At 37.3% G+C, this 21,569-nt stretch carries 20 protein-coding genes, 1 tRNA gene and 1 pseudogene; 6 read left to right on the forward strand and 16 right to left on the reverse strand.

The annotated features are described in order from the left end of the window. Window positions 1-106: 106 nt before the first annotated feature. The 10 genes from AC2JBO_RS15650 to AC2JBO_RS15695 form a co-directional block, all read right to left on the reverse strand. Window positions 107-331 (reverse strand): hypothetical protein, encoded by a 225-nt coding sequence (locus AC2JBO_RS15650; RefSeq protein ID WP_496954574.1) that lies wholly within the window; start codon window positions 329-331, stop codon window positions 107-109. Next, window positions 328-1,443 (reverse strand): DegT/DnrJ/EryC1/StrS family aminotransferase, encoded by a 1,116-nt coding sequence (locus AC2JBO_RS15655; RefSeq protein ID WP_496954575.1) that lies wholly within the window; start codon window positions 1,441-1,443, stop codon window positions 328-330. The genes AC2JBO_RS15650 and AC2JBO_RS15655 overlap by 4 nt, the downstream gene beginning before the upstream one ends. Continuing rightward, window positions 1,440-1,883 carry a hypothetical protein gene (locus AC2JBO_RS15660; RefSeq protein WP_496954576.1) on the reverse strand — a complete coding sequence of 148 codons (444 nt, stop codon included), beginning with the start codon at window positions 1,881-1,883 and terminating at the stop codon, window positions 1,440-1,442. Before AC2JBO_RS15660 ends, AC2JBO_RS15655 begins: the two co-directional genes overlap by 4 nt. Before the next feature lie 137 nt (window positions 1,884-2,020). Continuing rightward, a complete protein-coding gene (locus AC2JBO_RS15665) occupies window positions 2,021-3,271 on the reverse strand; it encodes an ABC transporter ATP-binding protein (RefSeq protein ID WP_496954577.1) in 1,251 nt (416 codons plus the stop codon). A gap of 99 nt (window positions 3,272-3,370) precedes the next feature. Continuing rightward, on the reverse strand, window positions 3,371-4,585 hold the full coding sequence (locus AC2JBO_RS15670; protein ID WP_496954578.1) for a glycosyltransferase family protein: 1,215 nt from the start codon (window positions 4,583-4,585) through the stop codon (window positions 3,371-3,373). A 522-nt stretch (window positions 4,586-5,107) separates the two neighbouring features. Then, complete coding sequence (rfbD, locus tag AC2JBO_RS15675; RefSeq protein ID WP_496954579.1) at window positions 5,108-6,025, reverse strand: dTDP-4-dehydrorhamnose reductase; 918 nt, start codon at window positions 6,023-6,025, stop codon at window positions 5,108-5,110. Then, a complete protein-coding gene (gene rfbC, locus AC2JBO_RS15680; protein WP_496954580.1) occupies window positions 6,026-6,571 on the reverse strand; it encodes a dTDP-4-dehydrorhamnose 3,5-epimerase in 546 nt (181 codons plus the stop codon). 97 nt (window positions 6,572-6,668) lie between these two features. Then, the gene (gene rfbA / locus AC2JBO_RS15685; RefSeq protein WP_496954581.1) at window positions 6,669-7,589 is read right to left on the reverse strand and encodes a glucose-1-phosphate thymidylyltransferase RfbA; all 921 of its coding nucleotides are present in this window, start codon (window positions 7,587-7,589) and stop codon (window positions 6,669-6,671) included. Window positions 7,590-7,599: 10 nt separating this feature from the next. Beyond that, window positions 7,600-8,685: a dTDP-glucose 4,6-dehydratase gene (gene rfbB, locus AC2JBO_RS15690; protein ID WP_496954582.1), complete on the reverse strand. Its 1,086-nt coding sequence runs from the start codon at window positions 8,683-8,685 to the stop codon at window positions 7,600-7,602. Window positions 8,686-9,312: 627 nt separating this feature from the next. Then, entirely contained in the window at window positions 9,313-9,633 is a 321-nt protein-coding gene (locus tag AC2JBO_RS15695; protein WP_496954583.1) for a hypothetical protein, read from the reverse strand. 259 nt (window positions 9,634-9,892) lie between these two features. Here AC2JBO_RS15695 and AC2JBO_RS15700 point away from each other — a divergent pair. After that, window positions 9,893-9,964: transfer RNA gene (locus tag AC2JBO_RS15700), tRNA-Gln, on the forward strand. A gap of 1,068 nt (window positions 9,965-11,032) precedes the next feature. Continuing rightward, entirely contained in the window at window positions 11,033-13,231 is a 2,199-nt protein-coding gene (locus AC2JBO_RS15705) for a GumC family protein (protein ID WP_496954584.1), read from the forward strand. Window positions 13,232-13,371: 140 nt separating this feature from the next. Here AC2JBO_RS15705 and AC2JBO_RS15710 read toward each other — a convergent pair whose 3' ends face one another. Continuing rightward, complete coding sequence (locus AC2JBO_RS15710) at window positions 13,372-13,851, reverse strand: hypothetical protein (RefSeq protein WP_496954585.1); 480 nt, start codon at window positions 13,849-13,851, stop codon at window positions 13,372-13,374. Between the two features lie 122 nt (window positions 13,852-13,973). Between AC2JBO_RS15710 and AC2JBO_RS15715 the strand changes: the two genes are divergently transcribed. After that, entirely contained in the window at window positions 13,974-14,942 is a 969-nt protein-coding gene (locus tag AC2JBO_RS15715; protein WP_496954586.1) for a 50S ribosomal protein L11 methyltransferase, read from the forward strand. 73 nt (window positions 14,943-15,015) lie between these two features. Next, window positions 15,016-15,573: a GNAT family N-acetyltransferase gene (locus tag AC2JBO_RS15720; RefSeq protein WP_496954587.1), complete on the forward strand. Its 558-nt coding sequence runs from the start codon at window positions 15,016-15,018 to the stop codon at window positions 15,571-15,573. A gap of 133 nt (window positions 15,574-15,706) precedes the next feature. Here AC2JBO_RS15720 and AC2JBO_RS15725 read toward each other — a convergent pair whose 3' ends face one another. Next, entirely contained in the window at window positions 15,707-16,366 is a 660-nt protein-coding gene (locus AC2JBO_RS15725; RefSeq protein ID WP_496954588.1) for an SMI1/KNR4 family protein, read from the reverse strand. Window positions 16,367-16,535: 169 nt separating this feature from the next. On the opposite strand from AC2JBO_RS15725, the gene AC2JBO_RS15730 reads away from it, so the two are divergent. Further along, window positions 16,536-17,993 carry a protein adenylyltransferase SelO gene (locus AC2JBO_RS15730; RefSeq protein ID WP_496954607.1) on the forward strand — a complete coding sequence of 486 codons (1,458 nt, stop codon included), beginning with the start codon at window positions 16,536-16,538 and terminating at the stop codon, window positions 17,991-17,993. A gap of 63 nt (window positions 17,994-18,056) precedes the next feature. On the opposite strand, the gene AC2JBO_RS15735 is transcribed toward AC2JBO_RS15730, so the two are convergent. From AC2JBO_RS15735 to AC2JBO_RS15745, 3 genes and pseudogenes are all read right to left on the reverse strand, one after another. Further along, window positions 18,057-18,440, reverse strand: coding sequence for a hypothetical protein (locus AC2JBO_RS15735; RefSeq protein WP_496954589.1), 384 nt, complete (start codon window positions 18,438-18,440; stop codon window positions 18,057-18,059). 135 nt (window positions 18,441-18,575) lie between these two features. After that, a pseudogene (locus AC2JBO_RS15740) lies at window positions 18,576-19,382 on the reverse strand (glycerate kinase); the annotation flags it as partial. Beyond that, window positions 19,382-19,711 carry a DUF565 domain-containing protein gene (locus AC2JBO_RS15745; protein ID WP_496954590.1) on the reverse strand — a complete coding sequence of 110 codons (330 nt, stop codon included), beginning with the start codon at window positions 19,709-19,711 and terminating at the stop codon, window positions 19,382-19,384. The pseudogene AC2JBO_RS15740 and the gene AC2JBO_RS15745, both read right to left, overlap by 1 nt. Window positions 19,712-20,220: 509 nt before the next feature. On the opposite strand from AC2JBO_RS15745, the gene AC2JBO_RS15750 reads away from it, so the two are divergent. Then, entirely contained in the window at window positions 20,221-20,742 is a 522-nt protein-coding gene (locus AC2JBO_RS15750; protein ID WP_496954591.1) for a hypothetical protein, read from the forward strand. Between the two features lie 15 nt (window positions 20,743-20,757). Here the strand turns inward: AC2JBO_RS15750 and AC2JBO_RS15755 are convergent, their stop codons facing one another. Further along, a complete protein-coding gene (locus AC2JBO_RS15755; RefSeq protein WP_496954592.1) occupies window positions 20,758-21,567 on the reverse strand; it encodes a DUF3598 family protein in 810 nt (269 codons plus the stop codon). Between the last annotated feature and the right edge of the window lie 2 nt (window positions 21,568-21,569).

Below are 21,569 nucleotides of genomic sequence, written 5' to 3' on the forward strand. Positions count from 1 at the left end.
TTATGATTTTTATAGCTAACCATCTTGACAAATCCGATTTGAGAGGGAATGAAACAGCCCTGCTTATTAAGGGGGGTTAGGGGGGATCGTATTTTAGCAAAATGTCTTAACCGAGTAGTATTGACATCTGTTGGTATTCCTGAGCTAACTCCTCATTATCGTATCCGACACTTTTAGTCTTAGGCGCCGCTAGTATGGCTTCCTCTAATGTATCAAATACTCCCCAGAAGGCACCATAGCAATCAGTCGCAAATTTAGACTTGTATTGTTTCTTTTTATAAAGCTGATAAGAACGCTTAACAAACGGAATCTTATTAATGATACTTTTCATGAAAAAATTTCTCCAATGGCTAATGCTACTCGTTCGATCTGCTCTAAGGTAATTGCCATACCACTAGGAATATAAAACCCACGACGGGCTATTCTTTCTGCAACAGGACAAGATACGTTATCAAACAAACCCATTTTTTGGAATACAGGTTGCTCATGCATACACCAGAAAAAGGGACGAGTTCCAATTTTATATTCAGCTAAACGACGCATTGCTTCAACAGCGTCAAAGTGTACTTCATCTTTTAACACTATCCCGTACACCCAATAAATATTCTCTGCATAATCGGTTTTCGTAACAGGTAACTCTAAACCGGGAATATTTGCTAAAAGTTCTGTATATCGTTGCCCTATAAAACGTTTACGCGCGACAAACTCGTCGAGTCGTTCTAATTGTGCAACCCCAAGAGCAGCTTGCAAATTAGTCATCCGAAAATTCCAGCCTAACTCTTCATGAACAAAACGTTTTTGGGGCTGAAAGCATAAATTGCGTAAACTACGACAACGAACTGCCAACTCTTCATCATCCGTCACCAGCATTCCCCCTTCACCTGTCGTAACATGCTTGTTGGGGTAAAAACTAAAGGTACTAATGGCACCAAAGCTGCCACAGGGAAGACCTTTGTAGGTTTGACCATGCATTTCGGCTGCATCTTCAATTATTTGTAGTCCATACTTGGAAGCTAAAGCTTGTATGGGCACCATATCCACAGGTAGTCCATAGATATGAACAACCATAATGGCTTTTGTTTTGGATGTAATTTTATCCTCTATCTGACTAATATTTATATTCCATGTGCGGCAGTCACAGTCTACTACTACTGGAATGGCGCCAACACGGACAATAGCAGCTGCACAAGAAATAATTGTAAACGTAGGGAGAATTACTTCATCTCCAGTTTTGATCCCCAAAGCGGCAACTGCCGTGTCAAGAGCAACAGAACCATTACTAACAGCAATACCATATTTACGCCCTACGCGCGCGGCAAACTGTTCTTCAAACTTTTTAACGAAAGGACCTTCTGAAGAAATCCAGCCGGTTTCAATACATTCGAGTAAATATTTTTTCTCGTTACCGTCTAGCAGTATCTCATTTACTGGAATTGGTTTCATAAAGTACTATATTCAGCTAGCTTGCTTTCAAGAGGAGTAATACCGTTAAATCGGGTTTTGTCTTGTTCACCCATGTAAGGTCCTTGCTTAACCTCAAACATCTCGACTTCTTCTATAACTTCAAAACCATGCCCACCAGAAGCTAAAAGGATAACATCACCAGCTTCTAAAATACGACTTTCCAAGTAATGCTGTTCACTAGTATAAAAGTCTACACGCAATATACCTTTTTTGATAAACAGAACTTCTTGGGTATATTGTACTTGGCGTAATACAACATTATGAACATGCGGCTCAATTATTTTCCCTTTTGGATGGTGCATGTAAGCTAGTTGCTGCGAAAGCTCATTATGTGTAAAAAAATGAGCTCCTAATTCATTAAATTTTCGAGAGACGATTAGAGCGATTAACTGATTTTGATAAGAAATTTGTTCAATCATTTTCACACGATTTTCTTGAGAATAACTAACTGTTTTTATATTGATTAGTAGATGACAAAATCAAATTAAATTACTTTAATACTTTGATATACTGTTAACTTTACTATTATTAAATAAAATATTTAAAATCTTAATATTTATTTAATTATTTTCCACGGAAAATTTACGATTATGAAACCGCATTCTGAACCTTGATATATAGCCAAAGGACTTCCTGTCTCTTCAATTTCAAACATAACTATTGATTTATGATGTGCATAAAATTCACCATGTGGTTTGTATGCAGCAATATCAATACTGTATGTTCTAGGCGCCAAAAATAAAGGAGGAATTTCGATTTGTACAACAGAATCACCAATTGTTAAATTAGTATTTATAGATGATGAACGAAGTAAACTGAATACCATAACTCCAGAAGAATCACGTATATCTATAGAAATCTCTATATCTAATAATTGAGTAGCATAATACTCTACTTCAATGACGATTGGTTTTGTAACATCAAAAACAGACTTAACGTTTTCTTCATTATTAAGTAAAGATAAACGTTTAAACCAAAATTTTTTGCTAATATTGGTGATTTTAAACAAAACTTCACCTGAACGTTCCGCACCATAAATTAAATACTGGTTAGTAATTTGCTCTGTTTTTCCTACCATTTTTACAGACCCATCAGACAACCAAACAACTTTTTCACATAAATTATTTATTGTCGCCATATTATGACTTACAAACAAAACTGTTCGTCCGTCTTTCCCTACCTCTTCCATCTTACCCAAACACTTTTCTTGAAATTTGCTATCGCCAACTGCCAACACTTCGTCAACGATTAAGATTTCTGGTTCTAAATGTGCTGCTACTGAAAAAGCCAGTCGTACATACATACCCGATGAATAACGCTTCACAGGTGTATCTAAAAACTTCTCTACTTCTGAAAAATCAACAATTTCATCAAACTTGCGTTGAATTTCTGCTTTACTCATCCCCAAAATAGCACCATTAAGAAAAATATTTTCTCTACCTGTTAACTCAGGATGAAAACCTGTGCCCACTTCTAACAAACTAGCAACTCTTCCCTGAATACGAATACTTCCTTGTGTTGGCTCAGTAATTCTACTAATAATTTTTAGTAGCGTAGACTTTCCGGCGCCGTTACGCCCAATTACACCTACTTTATCACCTTGCTTAATCTCGAACGAAACATCTTTGAGTGCCCAAAATTCCTCACGACTGGGATTTAATTTTTTCTGACTACGAGAGTTAAATGCGTTTGCTAATAACTTTGTCGCATTAGCCATTGCATCACGAAATGTTTTGTAATTTTCCTCTTGATGTGACAAAATATATTTTTTACTTAAATTTTCTACCCTAACTACAATATCTGACATTTGCTTAACTCCTATTTACTCGAACTACTGGAGCAATGCTGACTCCACTAAACGTAATACTTTTCATTGGTTATCGACATAAACATAGGCGCATAAATACTATGTACTGGAAGAATAAATAAATTTTATAAATGGTTCAACTTTAGAATTAAACATAAACTCTTGCTTAAAACAATGTTTTGCATTTTTGCTATACAAATCATAATTATTTAAAATGTCTTGTAATGCTTCTTCAATTTCAGAGACACAAAAAATATTATTAATAACTTTTCCAAATTTATATTTATTATTCAGTTCAACTAAAGATTCTAAATTACTCATAATTACAGGCTTGCCATGCTGTAAATAAGCTGATAACTTACCCGATGCTTTAGCAATTTTAGCATAGTTTTCATCAATTTCTCTATAAAAAACTAATCCGATAGTAGTAGCATCAAATACGCGATGTATTTCTTCATAAGGAAGTGGATTAAGAGACAAAAATAAATTTTGGGAATTTATTTCTTTTAATAATTTAATGTAAGGTTCGTCAAAATCTCTTTTCATTCTCTCATGAAAAATTAAGGCAAATCCATTCTTAATATTATTGAATGTGGTTGCTAATTCTTTAGAAAAGACATTATCGGCTAACATTCCTGCTTGTGTAACTAAGTATGGATATTCTTTTTCATCTAGTTTAAATACTTCTCTGAAATAGTTTTTAACACACTTTTTAGTTCTATCGTAACTAACTGTATTTGGTAGATAAAACACTCGCTGGTGTTTATATTTGTTTTGGCTACAAAGATATTCAAATCTATCTTCATCCTGAATTAAAATACAGGAAGAATGTTTGAAAGCTAAACGCTCTAAAATTAGTCTAACTTTATCAAATTTACGAAATTGACTCTGAATAGTTAATTCAAGTGAAAGATAAACTAGTTTAGTTTTTAATATGTAAGATTCAATCCAAGCAAGAATTGAACCATTTGTATCAATGCCTATACTAATTTCGCGCTTTAAATCTTCTTTTTTATGCCGAAAATTCCAAATTAGAACTTGAATGGCAAATGTGATTAAGTCTATTGAATAAGTTATTGTACTTAATTTAATTTTACCAAGTTGACTATTAATATAACTTAAAAGCTTTGGCTTTTCAAAATAAACTACTGTGATTTTTTCGTCTAAATTACTAGGATGAATAAATTCTGGATGTTTTATTGCAAAGATAATAACACTGTAGTTAATATCAGCTAAAGTTGTTGCTAAATTAATTACTGTAGGTGCAACACTAAGCCAACCCTCATAAAAGAAAATAGAACAAGATTTATTCATGAAATTATATTTACAGTATTTGATTAACTTGAGGAATATTGTAAAAGCTTTTACTTTAAGCTTTTTCTGTATTACTAACGATTACCTAATTTCTACCGATGTGTATTCGTTTAACGAAATTATACTACGCCCTGATATCTAACAATTTACTATATTTCCAAACTTAATATCAACAAAACTTTGTAGTTTTGTTCAAATGCTTACACTTATCAAGTAGCAATATTCATAATATATCACCACTTTATTGTAAATTAATATATTTTTTAGCAATTTTATTGATGCTTCAAAAGCATATTGCATCTTTAGTTATTAAAGTCAATTAAATTTTAATTAAAATTTGTTTAAAAATCACTATAAATTTATAAAAACATTAAAGAATGTTTAATAATTATTAGTAATTTGGTAATTGTCAAAAAGATGCTAGCAAACAGAAAAGCAGGGTTTGGCGACGCAAAAACCTGCTTTATTGAGATTAAATATATTTGTAAGAGTACGTACTACTTATCCTAATGATTAGGAAACTTAAATGTCGATAGCAAAAACTGATAAGAGGTAATCTTGCCAATTTAATAAATCAATACCAAAATTACTAACTATTTTACGAGTATCTAATGTCGAGTAAGCCGGTCTAGTTGCAGGTGTTGGATATTCACTTGAAGAAATTGCTAATAATTGTTTTAGCTTATGTTGGTTTCGGTTAGGGTCATTTTCAAATATAGCTTTAGCAAACCCATACCAACTTGTTTGACCTGTAGCTGTGAGATTATATATCCCACTGTTAGTACTAATAAACTCGACAATATTTGTTTGTCCCTGTGAAATAATCTCTGTGCTTGTTTTAGCAATCATTCTACTCCAAGTCGGCGCCCCAATTTGGTCATCAACAACTTTTAGCAGTTCACGCTCTCGCGCGAGTTTGAGCATTGTCAACAAAAAGTTTTTCCCGCGCAAGCCATATACCCAACTTGTTCTCAAGATTAAATGCGGTATATCAACAGCAGTAATCGCCTTTTCACCAGCTAATTTAGTTTTACCGTATATATTTTGTGGGTCTGGCTGATCATCCTCAGTATATGGTGTTACTTGAGTGCCATTGAATACATAATCCGTTGAATAATGAATTACCGCCGCACCCAGACGCTTCGCCTCTTCGGCAATGATACCTGGTGCAATTCCATTTACTGCCATCGCCAGTTCTGGTTCAGTTTCAGCCTTATCGACAGCAGTATATGCTGCTGGGTTAACAATTAAATCTGGCTTAACTTCACGAATTACCGAACGAATTGAGTCGGGCGCCGATAAATCTAGATGTAAACTAATATTTTGAGAGTCAGAAGCAGAAACTTCACGTCCAGCACAAACAACTTCACCAAGCGTTATCAAACTACGTTGCAGTGAGTAGCCAACTTGACCGCTTGTACCAGTTAAAAGAATTCGCATTTATGCATACACCTCAGCTTCTTTAAGTAACTTACCCGTTTTGTCTTTAGCGGACAAAATTGCTTCTGCTTCCAAATTCCATACAATTCCAATGTCGGGGTCATTCCATAAAACGCTACGTTCATACTGAGGTGCATAATAGTCAGTTGTCTTATAAAGCACTTCTGCGTATTCGGAAAGTACTAAGAAACCATGAGCAAAACCTTCTGGGATCCACAATTGGTGTTTATTTTGAGCGCTTAATTTTACCCCTATCCATTGACCAAAGTATTTGGAACTCGCGCGTAAATCAACAGCAACGTCAAAAATCTCACCAGCTACCACTCGTACTAATTTACCTTGGGGCTGCTGAATTTGATAGTGTAAACCGCGTAATACATTCTTGCTAGAACGCGAATGATTATCTTGCACAAAACCAGAGCTAATATTTGCCTTTTCAGAAAAAGCTTTCTCGTTATAACTTTCTAAGAAAAACCCGCGCTCATCTTCAAATACTCGCGGTTCAATGACCAATACATCAGGAATCTCAGTTGGTATTACCTTCACGCTTATTATCCTCTTAAGTAAGTTGTGAATATCGGATACTAAATTTTAGATTTTAGATTTTAGATTTTAGATTAATCCAAAATCCAAAATCCAAAATCTAAAGAGCTGGTAAAGGCACCTGATGATAAGTTTTAACTTGATTAGAATGGGTTTCGGAACTAATAATATCCATTAGATAGCGTCCATAGCTACTTTTAACTAATGGTTTAGCCAACCAACGTAGCTGGTCGCTATCGATATATCCTTGACGGTAAGCAATTTCTTCAATACAAGCGATTTTAAAACCTTGTCGCTGCTCTAAAGTTTGAATAAAGCTAGCTGCTTGGTGTAACGACTCGTGAGTACCTGTATCTAGCCAAGCATAACCTCGACCTAAAAGTTCAACTTTGAGTTGTCCTTGGTTAAGGTAAACTCGACTTAAGTCGGTGATTTCGAGTTCGTTGCGCGCGGATGGTTTAAGTTGAGACGCAATTTCTACTACTTGAGAATCGTAAAAATAAATGCCAGGTACTGCGTAGTTTGACTTAGGAACATCTGGCTTTTCCTCAAGACTCATAACTCGCCCAGTTTCATCGAATTCAACCACACCATAGTGCTGCGGTTCTGAAACTCGATAGCCGAAAATCAAGGCGCCATCACGTAATTTAGATGCACGATTTAGCACATCAACAAGTCCGTGTCCATAAAATAGGTTATCACCTAAAACCAAGCATACAGGGTCGTTACCGATAAAGTCTTTCCCTAAAATAAATGCTTGCGCTAAACCATCAGGAGTAGGCTGTTCAACATAGCTAAATTTTAAACCCCACTGACTACCATCTCCTAGCAGTTGCTCAAACAAGCCTAAATGCGCGGGTGTTGAGATAATCAGAATTTCACGAATCCCTGCCAACATTAATGTTGACAAAGGATAATATATCATTGGTTTGTCGTAAACAGGCATAAGCTGCTTACTTACGACTTGGGTGAGTGGGTATAACCTTGTACCTGAACCACCAGCTAATATAATACCTTTCATAGTTAGCTCCTCAAACATGCAAGCGCGCGAGTTTTCTATCACTATAGTTTTGATCTATCCAGGTTTGGTAACTTCCTGATTGAACTTGCTCAACCCAATTCGGATTTTCCAAATACCACTCAATAGTCTTTAACAAACCACTCTCAAAATTTTCCTTTGGTTCCCAACCTAGGTCACGTTTGATTTTACTGCAATCTATCGCGTATCTGCGGTCATGACCCGGACGGTCTAGTACGAAAGTAATTAATTCGCTGCGAGATAACCCTACTTGAGGCGCCAATTTGTCGAGTATTTCACAAATTTTACCTACAACGGTTAAGTTATTTTGCTCGTTATTGCCACCAATGTTATAAGTTTCGCCAATCTGACTTTGCTGTAGAACTATATGAATAGCATCACAATGGTCATCAACATACAACCAGTCACGCACATTCTGTCCATCACCGTAAATTGGTAAAGGTTTACCATTTAAGGCATTGAGAACCATTAAGGGTATCAGTTTTTCTGGAAACTGACGTGGACCATAGTTATTCGAGCAATTCGTTGTTAGAGTTGGTAATCCATATGTATGATAATACGCACGCACCAAATGGTCAGAACTAGCTTTTGATGCTGCATATGGGCTATTGGGAGCATAAGGTGTATCTTCGCGGAAAGCAGGGTCTGTTGGACTTAGCGAACCATAAACTTCATCAGTTGATACATGTAAAAAGCGGAAAGACGCGCGTGCAGAGTCGGATAAATTTTCCCAGTAAGCTTTGCTTGCTTCTAGGAGTTGAAAAGTTCCAACTACGTTTGTTTGAATAAAGTCAAGTGGACTTAGAATTGAGCGGTCAACATGACTCTCAGCAGCAAAGTTAATAATCGCGTTAGGTTGGTACTGCTCTAAAATTTTGCTGACTAATTCAATATCACCAATATCCCCACGGACAAAATCATATTCACTATCAGATTGCAATCCTGCTAACGTCAAAGGATTGCTAGCGTAGGTGAGTTTATCTAAATTTATAATCCTTGCCCATTTTTCTTTTCTGGCTTTCAGGATGAAGTTGGCGCCGATGAAACCAAAACCACCTGTCACTAAAAACGTTTGCATCTTGTTACTTCCTACGAAATAGTTTATGTTAAAACTATATTTTTAGTTTGTCCTTGCCAATTAATATACGCGCTCGGAAAACTCACCAACAAGTTAACTATCTTATTTATTAGTAATTTAAATACATGCTTTTAAAAGCCTGCTTTTACTTCTAATTAGAGTCAAACTTATTAATTTATGTTTTCATTCGTCCAGATTGCTCTGATTTGGTAACTCAAAACTACTTTATAGTACGCTAACATTCACAAAGTCAATGTTTTTTAGAATACAATTATTATAAGTAAATATATTTAAGTGTATTAGTAACTATGTTCAGTAAATTTTGAGAACACTCCCAGGATGCGAAGTCAGAAGAACTTTCTATACAGAAACGCGCGTTTCTAAGCATCAGAAGTTTTCGTAACAATTATGGCATAATTTTCTCAGTACTTTAGCCACTATTCAAATATTCAATTTAACTTTACATAATATACATGAAGTTACTTGTGAAGTACATAAAAATACGGTCAACTCAAGTATCTGTAGGAGTTATAGCTATATGAGATTATTCAGCCAAGTTTTACAAAAATTGTATAAATTTTTAGAAATATTCCTGATAGTGTAAATTTATTTATGTATAAACGCTAGTTAAAATATGCGTGGAGTGTACTTCAGTACAGCAGTCCACATATCGCTCGGATTTGAGTAATAATCGATTTGCTCAACTTGATATTGGCAAACCTCGGCGCCCTCCTTTAAAGTAATAAAATCACCAACTCTAATGCCTTTACCTTGCGCTGTCATGTAATATTTAGCACAATCTTCGATTGCCTCTAGTACATAATCATGACCGGACACATGAGCAGTATAATCGTATGTTCTATTTTTTTTAACTTTTAGCTTGTCCGTGATGAAACTTAAAATTGCCGAAATATTAAAAAAATTTATACCAAATTTGGTAGATAACATACGCAAAAGAGATTTTAGTGTCAAATTACTCAATATTAAAGATTAAAGGCGGTAAGTAAGTGTGCCTTTCGGAGGTATTTCAGCTTTCAGCATAACCTCTCAGCATCTATTTTGGTTTGCCAAGCTACACATTTGTGTGCCAACTTGCCAATTTTAACCTTTAACAGTCAAACTTTAGCTAGAAAAGGCATTAAAAATTAGGCATAAAGCACTTGACACAATCGAGCAACTACGACTATATTGGTTAATGTTAGTGCGATGAGGCGTCGCCAAGTGGTAAGGCAGCGGGTTTTGGTCCCGCCATCCCTAGGTTCGAATCCTAGCGCCTCAGTGTTGAAAGGGTAGTTAAAAATCTACCCTTTTTCGATTGTTGAAACTTTACTTACAAGTTGTTGAGGTGCCTAGTGTGGCTATTCAATAAAATTTTATATTAAAATTTTGATGAAGCCGAGCTAAACGTGTTGCTTACTATTGAAATAATTAGTAAAAAAATATACTATATATTTATAATGAAATCCGGTCTTCGTAAAGCTCCGGCAACGCATTTCTACCGGAATGGAATTTTTCACAAATTATTTAGGAATGCTAATACGACCCTTGGCTAATTGATAATCAAGCTCAGATTTGAGTTTTTAAAAGACTTTACTTTATAAATCAACTTTCACAAAGATAATCCGTGGCAGCTTGCTTTAGTTATTTATGATGTAATAAACCTAAAATTTACACTTAATTTTAGAAAGCAAGAGAAAAATGCTGTAAAAGTACAAGGGTTTTAAAGTTAAAAACATCCACACACAAACTAAGGGACGGGTAGATAAACATACTCGTCCTATTTCTTGAAGCTTCTTGATTAATTGTTACTGGAAAAAAGCAGCAACTTTAATACCTAAATACTGAGTTAAAGAAATTACATATTTTCTAGATAACGAAGTAAAATATGTATCGAAATTTAAATCATCCGGAAAAGTGTCTAGTAAATCGGTAGACAGAACTAAATCAGGGTATTCAAGTAAGTAAAAGTGCTTAGATTATACATACTACAAGTAGTACGAAAACGAAATATAGGCGCTGAAGCCGTGTAAACGTCAGTGTTGAGGACAATAGATAAGTATAAAAAATATATTTTTTGTTTGAATTTCAAAAACAGTTGGTCAATTTTAGCTGCGTAGTGTTACTGTATTCATAGTGCATCGCCTAAAATCTGCCATAATTTTTTAATACTCGATGTTGTTGAGATTGGACAGCGGGTATTAGTCTTCCGATAAATCTTTTGACTAAATATATATAAGGCTCACACAGTCAGTCATTTACCTGGGTACATCGCCAGCCTGCTAGTAAATCACACTCTGTTATCACTCAAGGAACACTAACTAGTAATATAGTAATATTGACGAACGCTATGCTGAAGTCAGAAAAATATCCTCAGTTGCAGATACAAGCCAATGCTACCCAGTTAAATGATGCTGATGAAGGTGGATTAAATCTGGGTCAAGTAGCAGCAACAATGCGCCGTCGAGCATTATTGATTGCGGGAGTTACGGGTATAGTCGCCGCCGGTGCTGCACTCAAAGCAGAAACTGACCCCCCAATCTACAAAGGTAAGTTTGAAATTTTAACTAAGCCCGTAACTGGTGAGTCGAAGGCTGTTGCGAACATTCCACAAACACTCAGTTCTCAAAGCTCGGTTGCGGCGCCTGAAACCGACAGCGTAACTACAAAGATAAAAGTTCTACAAAGCCCTCGCTTGATAGAGCCGATTGTAAAAAAGCTACAAACTAAATACCCTAAGCTATCTTACAAAGAGTTAGAAGGTGATTTAGATATTACATCGACCCAGCCGAATATTTTACAGATTGTATATACAAATCCTGATGAAGAGCAGGTTAAAGATGTATTGAAGTCTTTGTCGGATGCTTACTTGTCTTACAGTTTAGCTGAAAATCAAGAAGATATAAATGAAGCAATCAAGTTCGTTCAAGAAAGAATCACTAAAGGAAACATCCGAACGCGCGTTGATGAGTGGCAAGATAAACTACGTAAACTTCGCATCAACAATAATTTAGTCGAACCTGCCCAAAAAGGGCAAGCAATTTCTGCTTTAATTGCCAGTCTTACACAACAGCGTGTAGAGACGCGAGTGCAATACGAGCAAATGGTCGCTAGATATAAGGATTTGCAACGCGAATTAATACAGCAACCTTCTGAACGTGCGGGTAATTCAATTTTGAGCGAAAATGCTCGCTATCAAAAGATTTTAGACCAAATCCAAGAAGCGAATATTGTATTGAAAAAAGAATCTGCACAATTCACTCCTGAAAATCCGAAGATAATAAGATTACAGGAGACAATAGGTAATCTCATACCGATGCTGAGAGCAGAAGAATCACGAGTACAACGTGATTTTGAAAGCCGCATCAACGACCTAGCAGCGCGCGATCAATCTTTGGCAGAGAAAATCGATAAATCCAATAATCAGTTACGAGCTTTAGCTACAGTTAGTCGCGATTATGACTATATCCAACAACAATTAAAAATTGCTACCGATAATTACACCCAGTTCATTACTAAGCAACAAGCTCTAGAAATTGAGAAAGCACAAAAACTTCAACCGTGGAAATTACTCGATCCACAATTAACTGAAGTTCGTAAACCAACAGCGATGCCCGACAGTGCCAAGCGGAATCTACTACTGGGAGGAGTACTGGGATTACTTTTGGGCACAGGTGCAGCGATTGTTGTTGATAAACTCAGCAATGTATTCTACACATCCAAAGAAATCAAAGACGCTACTTATCTACCGCTTTTGGGTACAATTCCATCGCGAAAAGAACTGGCTACATCTCTACAAGACAGTGGTCAAATCGAAAAACCAGATATTGCAGCTTTCTTTGAAGTCTTTCGTTCGCTGTATACGAATATTCTTTTACTGGGTTCGGATACAGCAATTCGTTCACTTGTCATCAGTTCTGCAACACCAGGTGATGGTAAGTCAACTGTTGCTTTGTATCTAGCTTTAGCAGCTGCGGCAATGGGACATCGAGTATTGCTAGTTGATGCCAATTTACGCTGTCCAGCACTCCACAAACGAGTTGGGGTAATGAACATTCAAGGACTAACCGATGTTATTGCCTCTGACTTAGATTGGAGTAACGTTATCGAACGCTCACCCCTTGAAAACAACCTTTATGTCCTCAGTGCTGGTCCAATCCCACCCGATCCAGTTCGCTTGCTTGCCTCACAAAAAATGCAGGACTTGATGAACGACCTGCAAAACAGTTTTGATTTTGTTATTTACGACACTCCACCTGTACTAGGATTCGCTGATGCAAATTTACTTGCTGCCAATACCAACGGTATGGTACTAGTTGCAGGATTAGGTAAACTCAAACGCACCGTCTTCCAACAAACATTAGAAGAGCTTCAAGTCTCCGGCACTCCTGTTTTAGGCTTTGTAGCAAATAAATCTAAGGAAGCGGCGCCTGCTTCTTACAGCTACTACCAGGAATATTACAAACAAAGAATGAGTGCAGAACGTGTAGAAGCATCTCAAGAAATGGAGGAAAATTCGTCAATCGTTCGTAAAGTTAGAGGTAAGTAGTAATGAGTACTGAGTAATGAGTGCTGAGTGCTGAGTAATGAGTGCTGAGTGATAAGTACGTTGAGTTTGATTTTTTATTTCACTGTGTTTCTTCGCTCCTCCAGCACTCAGCACTCAGCACTCAGCACTTTATACTAATTTTATTTATCGGGTGATTTTAACGCTTTATCAAGAACTTGACGGGCGCCTTCAGCTTTGGAGCGCGCTTCTTGGTAGCGGAGGTTTACTTGAGCAAAGGTTTTAAGAACTTTAAACCCTTCCTTTAAACGAGTTATTTCATCTTCACTTACCGACTCGTCGGTGAAAAGAACATCAACAGATTTACGAATTTCTAAGGCCTCCGCACGTGACTCTTGTACTTTTAACTTAAGCGTCGCAAGGTTACTGAGAACCTGAACGGCTTGGGTAACACCATCTTCATCATCAGTATTGTCAATATTAGTCTCTTTGACTTCGATTAGTTGTTGAGGCCCAAATCCTTCCTCCAGTTCAGTAGATAATTTGCCTGAGTCCATGTATTCCATCAACTGATCCATAGCTTTTTCACGGGCTTTGGCAGAATCTTTACCTGGAACTTTAAGAATGATATCTGGGCTTTGAGCGAGAGTATAAAGAACCATAACCAAGCAGATTAATTACAGCTATTTGAAGCTGGGGTAATTAATTTTAACCTAAAATGCTTCAATAGTATAATAAGCTTGCTCAAAAGGAAAAAAGTCAGGTGCAAACAGGAAAAGAAAACGTGTCTTGGATCGAATTAAGCCTAAACACTACAAACGAAGCAGTTGATTGGGTTTGCACACTACTTGCTTCGACTAATTCTAAATTAGATGTTTGTATTAATAAATACACTGATATTCAAACAAACTTGAGCCAAACGAACTGGCTATATACAATAAATTTTTATTTACCTAATAATATTCAAGCGAGTACACGCATCCAAGAAATCGAAAATCTATTATCACCCCTACATAGAACTGGACTTACAAGCACGCTTGAAGCATATATAGTAGCAGAAAAACCGAAAAAATTAGACGCAGCTTCGCTAGCTATTCATATTGGCAAAAAATTTGTTGTTCTTTCACCTGGTGCAAATTATATACCTAAAACATCAGAAGAAATACTGATTAGACTCAAAACAAGTTTGGCTTTTGGTAGTGGGTTACATCCAGCGACAATACTAGCTATTAAACTGCTCGAACGCTATGTCACACCCTCTATGAATATCCTCGACCTTGGTTCAGGTTCAGGTATTCTCAGCATTGCAGCAGCTAAACTGGGAGCAAATGTTTTGGCGTTGGATAATGATAGCATTGCCGTTGAATCAACTCAAGACGCTATCGCGCGTAACGCAGTTGAAGACAAAGTACGAGTTATACAAGGAAGTTTAGGACGTGGTAGCGAAATGGGAAATTGGATGGGTGGCGCCAACACTGGTAATATATCCAATACCTCTAATATTTCTCCAGATGGTAGCTTTGATTTGATTGTTGCCAATATTTTAGGACGAATACAGACAATGCTGGCGCCAGATTATCGACAAGCATTACACCGAAAAAATCACTATAGTGGAATACTAATCACATCTGGATACAATAATGATTATGAAGAATCAGTGATCAAAGCACTATCAGCACAGGGTTTTGAAGCAGTAGACAGCGAACGCTTTCACGAATGGGTCGCTTTCACGCACAAATTAACCTCAATGTAGAAACTACGCCAAAGCCGCCATAAGCTATATTATAGAATCGTCTCGAAAATTAATTTCTAATCCTGTCCCAATCATGATTATCACATGCGCGCGCATCATTATCCGCATGGCAACCAATAAGGATATACCCAAAATCCTAAATTATTTCAGTGCAAACAAAATTTACCTCACTCCCTACTATCCTTACTGGCAAGACGGGTTCTTTACTGAAGAATACTGGCAGTTGCAAATTGAAGTCAATTATCAGGAATTTACAAACGACCGTTCCTTAAGACTTTTTATCTTCCCCAAAAATGATAACAACACAATTATTGGCACCATCAACTTTAATAATATCGTTCGAGGCGCCGCGCACTACTGTAACGTTGGATATAGCTTGGCAGAAAGCGAACAAGGCAAAGGTTACATGACGGAAGCAATGGAGGGTGCTATTGATTACATGTTCACTGAATTTAATATGCACCGCATCATGGCAAGCTATATTCCACATAATCAACGCAGTGGCAATTTACTCAGGCGCCTAGGATTTACTGTAGAAGGATACGCTAGAGATTATTTAATGATAAACGGTAAATGGGAAGACCATATCTTAACTAGTCTTATTAACCCCAACTGGAAATATAACTTTTAATAACTCCGTGACGTGTTGGTGCATGACGCTACTATACTCGTGCTTCGTTTCAAAATTGTTATTGCGTGACGTGTTGGTGCGTGACGCTACTATACTTGCGCTTCGTTTCAAAATTGTTATTGCGTCACGCACCCTACCCTAACTGCATAATTTGACTAATACTGCGACTCAACCAATTATCATACCATTCATAAAAAGTTAACGCTTCTTTAGTCTCTTCTATCGATTCATACAAGTTATCTTCAATATCCGGGTCGTCATGAAAGAAAGCAGCAAAATGACAAGTTAAAGGATATATACCACCTTCCCCTACACGGTCATCAATCCAAATTTTACCCGATTGCTCGCCTGTAACTACCAATCGAGCCTCTATTCCACACCCATACTCAGCAACAAGAAAACTACCCTGTACCAATTTTGGGTTATAATAAGCATCCGAAGCTTTACCATTACTATGTTGAAGTAAATCTAAATTATTCCATTCTTCATTCAAGCTAAACGGCGAAGACAAAAAATCTAATCCTATAAATTCTATCTTGGATAATTCCACACTATCTATACCTATTAATCCATAACCTGGCCCCGCACCCCCATTACCGACTTCTAATAAAAACGTGCGAAAATCATCTGGTAGTCTTACTTTATACTTAGCTTCCAAATCACTTACTTCAACTTCACTCAAGCAAGGATTGAATTTATACTGGTGTAATTCCGAACCAAAAACTTCAAAGCTTTTATCTGAACTTGCTAATTGACTCAGTTTCTTTTTTAACTCTTGTATCTGATCATTCATACCGTTATCTTCTTATCACTATATATTTAGAAGCGCATCAAAACAATATGGTCTTAATTTTAGACTTCTTAATCTAAAATTCCTTATCTGTACCACTAAAAACTAATTTGGTCAACCATTGGCTTTGTTAGGTAGGATGAAAGGAGAACCAATAATTGGCGTACTCGTAATGACTTTGCCTGATACTGACCCTAATACGTTCTCTGATAACCCTTTCACGAAGCTGAAGTACGAACCTGTCTTATTCAGACTTGGTGATGACTACTATGACGAAGTAGAGGCAGCAAAATTTCCCCAATATATTTTAAGATGGCGTAATGATGCTTTGTTGGCGCCCTTGGGGGTTGAAGCAGCAAGTGCGAGTGACGAGCATTTTATAGAAGCTTTTGGAAAGTTTGAAGTACACAAACCCTTACTAGCGCTGCGGTATCACGGTTATCAATTTGGTGAATACAATCCACAATTGGGTGATGGTAGAGGTTTTTTGTATGCTCAAGTTCGTGCGTTAGATGGCCAACTCTATGATTTTGGCACAAAAGGTTCAGGAAAAACACCTTACTCGCGCGGCGGAGATGGAATGTTAACTCTCAAAGGAGGGGTACGGGAAGTGTTAGCAGCTGAAATGCTGCACAGGATGGGTGTTAATACATCACGCTGTTTGAGTATGATTGAAACGGGTTTAGATTTATGGCGTGGTGATGAACCGTCACCGACTCGTTCCTCAGTAATGGTGCGCTTTAGCAAATCACACATCCGTTTTGGAACCTTTGAAAGGTTAAATTTTATTCAGCGTCCCGATTTAATCCAAAAGTTATTAAACCACGTTATTGATACATATTATCCCCACCTTACCCAGTCAGACTCAGATAAATATGTATTATTTTACAGCGAACTAGTTCAAAGAGTCGCAAAACTTGTGGGACAGTGGATGGCAGCAGGTTTTTGCCATGCAGTTCTAAACACTGATAACATGTCAATTACTGGTGAAAGTTTTGACTATGGACCCTACGCATTTATTCCCAGATTTGACCCTCAATTTACTGCCGCTTATTTCGATTATTACGGACGTTACAGTTACAGTAACCAACCTGGTATTTGCAAGTTAAATCTTGAATTGTTACAAAAACCACTTGCGGCAGTAATTCCCAAGGGTGATATGGAAGCAGCGTTATCCGAGTTTGAAAATTATTATCATGCTGAATACCGCGCGCAAATGTTAAAAAAATTAGGATTTAATCATTTAGAGTCTGGTGAAGCTGAAGAATTACTAAAAAGTACATTACGGTTTCTAAATAATTATCCGATTAGCTATCATGATTTCTTTAGTGACCTTAGTAGCACTTTCTCACACAAATGGCGTGATGAAGCTAGCTTGATTTTAAGCGGTTCTGAAATTGCCCAATCTTTAGGAGCGTCAGACTTATTTTTACATTGGTCAGGACTGTATCACAAAATTTTAACTAATTTGGCGCCGGACGAAATCGAGAAAGTTGCTCAGACTCTTAAGATAAACCCTAAAACTGTTATACTCCGCCCTGTTATTGAATCAGTTTGGGAACCCATCGCGCAAGATGATAATTGGGAACCTCTCTACCAATTAATCAGAGAAATACAATCTTATGAGTAGAAAGTGCTGAGTGCTGAGTGCTGAGTGCTGAGTATTTTGAAGCAAGTACTCAGCACTCATTACTTAATACCAGTCGCACTCGCTAGAGGTAAATGGTTGGTATAGATTTGCGACAATGTGCTTTTGACCTTGGAACTCTTTACCATAATAACCATCCTCAAAACCGCGCGCGAATTCTCCACCTGCGGTACGCTCTTTATATGAGTTCCCATTTTTCGCGCTTTCACGTCCTTGGCGATAGCCGTCAGAATATGCGCGCGGGTGATATGCTGGGTCTTGGTTTACAAACCAGCGTGTCACTGGGTAGCAGTATCTTGTTGGATATGCTCTATGATAATAGTTACCGTAATAATAGTCGCGATAACGGTGCGCTTGTGCTGGTTGGGCGCTTAGTAAAAGTACTGATGCCGTTGTTAGGGATAATAAGGTCGGAATAATTTTTTTCATATCTTGAACCCCTTGAGGTTAGGGAAATCTAGATATTTTTAGTGTATTACTCTTGAGTTATATATACATCACCTGATTGGATGATTTAAGCACTTAATCACTGAAGTGTTTATTACGAAAAAAAGAAAAGAAATATTAGGGGTGGTAGAGTTTGACAAAGTTGTGGTTGGAGTCTATTTCTATTACTGAGTCTACATATTGGGGTAAGGTTATTAGCGGTTTGATGAATAGTTCAGGATGTAACGCGCGCCAAAAATAACTGACAAATTCTTCAATTTGTATATCGGTCATTCCCGGTCTACCACTTGCTATCATTTCATGTTCTGCTTGTTTACGCCATTGGACTGAGTAACGGTAGTCTTGAGGATATAATACGATTAAACTATCTAATCTTTCCCATAAGGGTAAATAATTTGCTAGTTGTTGATTTATATCACGCGCGAATGCTCGATCTGCAGCGTTAATTATTGGTGGTATTGGAGCATCAAATAATATTGGGTCAATAGGACGGGCGCCTACAAACCAACCTTCAAATAGTAATATATCTATATTTGTAAAAATATCAGATGGAGTTGTTCGGTCTCCGGCGCCGCTATAAGCTGACTTATCAAAACGTGGAATTTGAGCTGGGTAAGAAGCGCGTACTGCGTCAAGAACGTTTAATCCTAAGTTTATATCATGAGTTCCTGGTGGACCGCGCCAAATTAAACGGGGGTCTTGCTGTTGTAGTTCGAGACGTTCGGTATAAGTTTTATACAAATCATCAAGTGATAAGGTGACAGTATGAAACCCCATTTTTTGAAGAATTGAAATGATATTCAGCGCCAAAGTTGTTTTACCTGTTCCTTGTCCACCTAAAATACCTTGGACGATAGGACGACCAGTACGGTGACGAAGTTCGGCTATTTGTGCTGCTAACTGTTCGTGGATGCTCATTAATACTAAGAACCTAACTTAAATGCCTCAATAAACAAACTATAAGTCAAACCAATCTTCAAAGTGTTTAGTACCGAAATCCAAAATGTATCAGCATTAGTACGGCGCCGATAAAACTGTCGGTTGACTAATTCAACAACAAAAACAACGATAGCCGCTACAAAAATATCTAGTTCTGCTTTCTGTCCTGCGGTCGTTGAAACCGCTGTTCCTAGAAAAAACCCTAAGAGAAAGCTCATTATTTGCACTGACCAACGGCGCCAGGGGTTAGATAACCATTGCCCCAACCGTAGTCCAGTGGCACTAACTAAGTTATTTAAGCGTGTATTTTGCATAACTGATGTGTACTATAGATATTTTGACAAAATCAAATTATTATAAAGTTTCAACCGTTAGGCTAAAACCTTAGATTAACTTGTTGTTACTTGTTATAAATAGTATTGTAGGAATCTTGTGTTACTCCTGTAAGTTTTACACTCGATAAGTCTATCAAAGTTGGCAAGCTAGATCATTTGATTATTCTAGCCTGTCTTAATATCCTCTTAAGTTCTTTATATTATGTAAGGGGTTATCCCCCCTATTGATTTTCTTTCAAAGTAAGATAATATACTTGCTCGAAAAAGGAATGTGATAGTCTTGCCTGTTGAAATTTGCCAACGTCGCTTTATCTTGCGGTATGGCGACATTACTGCATTGGATAGGCGCCCCAAATAAAACACGATCTTTCTTTCAAATCGTGGTCTCTGCTTGATCCCCATAAAAACTTGGATGTGTTTTGAGTACATTACACATCTAGAGTGAGTTGTCAACAAATTAAATATTTAGTACCTATATATATATTGATATGATGTCAAAGTATTGTAAAACCCTGCTAGCGGCTTGTAGCTTGGGTATGTTGGGATTATTTGCGGGATGCTACCAATTCAGCGTTTCATTTGAGCCAGCAGCAAGCAAAGTTGTATCAACATCATCAGTTTCAACTCCTGAGTTAAACCAAGATGAAACGACTTTAACCCAAGTACTAAGCTATAGTTCAGTCAAAGCTAACAAAAATATTGGTTCTGGAACGTTACGTCTGAGCAACCAGACACAACAACCCGTGCGTCTAGCTTTACTATCAAAAAGTAAACAAACGGTAAAAGAAGCGGTTCCAGCACATTGGGACTTTGCACCCCAAGAAGGGAGCGAAAAAGGATTAGCTTTATCGCTCCCCGATGGTAAATTGCAGTTATCGAAAGGAGATGTCGTAGTAGCTTTTGCTCAAGACGGTTCGCGTCGTTATTGGGGTCCGTATATTGTAGGTGAGACACATGAACCAATGTGGAACTCGCAGCAAAAGGAATGGTGGTTAATTTTAAATAAATAACTAAAAGTTACCTAACTACCTAACTTTTCTTTCCGATACCAAAGTCAAGCTAACCCATTCGCCTTTATCATCATACGAACGAATCAGACGCTGGCGCCAGTTTGGTTCGATAAGCCATCCGGTGTCTATATATATAGGTTGTCGTGGTTGTGCTTTGACGGGAAAAGTTGCCGAGGCGCCATCAGGTAACATCAATATATGTATAGGGTTTTTAGGGTTGCCATCAAATTCAAGTACAGAACCGTTAATTTTAGCGGTTGAGGTAATAGTGTGATTTCCAAAACTAAGATTTTGTACTAAGCGTCCATCTTCGAGATGCAATTTCATCTTGGTTGTGGAAGTAACAGGGTTACGTAAATCACTATATATAGTAGTCGTTTCACCTTCCCATTCTCCCAGTAAAGCCTCGACGGTGAGCGGTGGACGCTCGACTTTATCAGTTCCTTCGCTGTGTTCGCGTATTAAAGTAAGTGATTTTAAATTACCGTTGTTATTAAATAACTGTACTAGACGAAGACGGTGGTTTTGATGGATTAAGCCAAACTCGGCGCCAAATTCCGCAAACGGTGCAAACTGTATTGTTCCTTGACTAAAGGCGCCGTTTTCAAAGAATAAAATACCACGCGACAACGTACTGAATTCTAAAACTATATCTTGTAATCCTTCGCGTTGTAACGTTAAGCGTGCGGACTGGTTGTTATTGAGTCCTTCGATGTTTAAACGACTTGGACGGTCTTCAACTTGTTCTCCTTGGGGTGAGAACTGCGTAAACGAACCAACCCAAACATTAAGATTTTGTAGAAAAGATTCCCATTGATTAAGCACAA

Source organism: Calothrix sp. CBUCES-K 9914 (assembly GCF_059640475.1).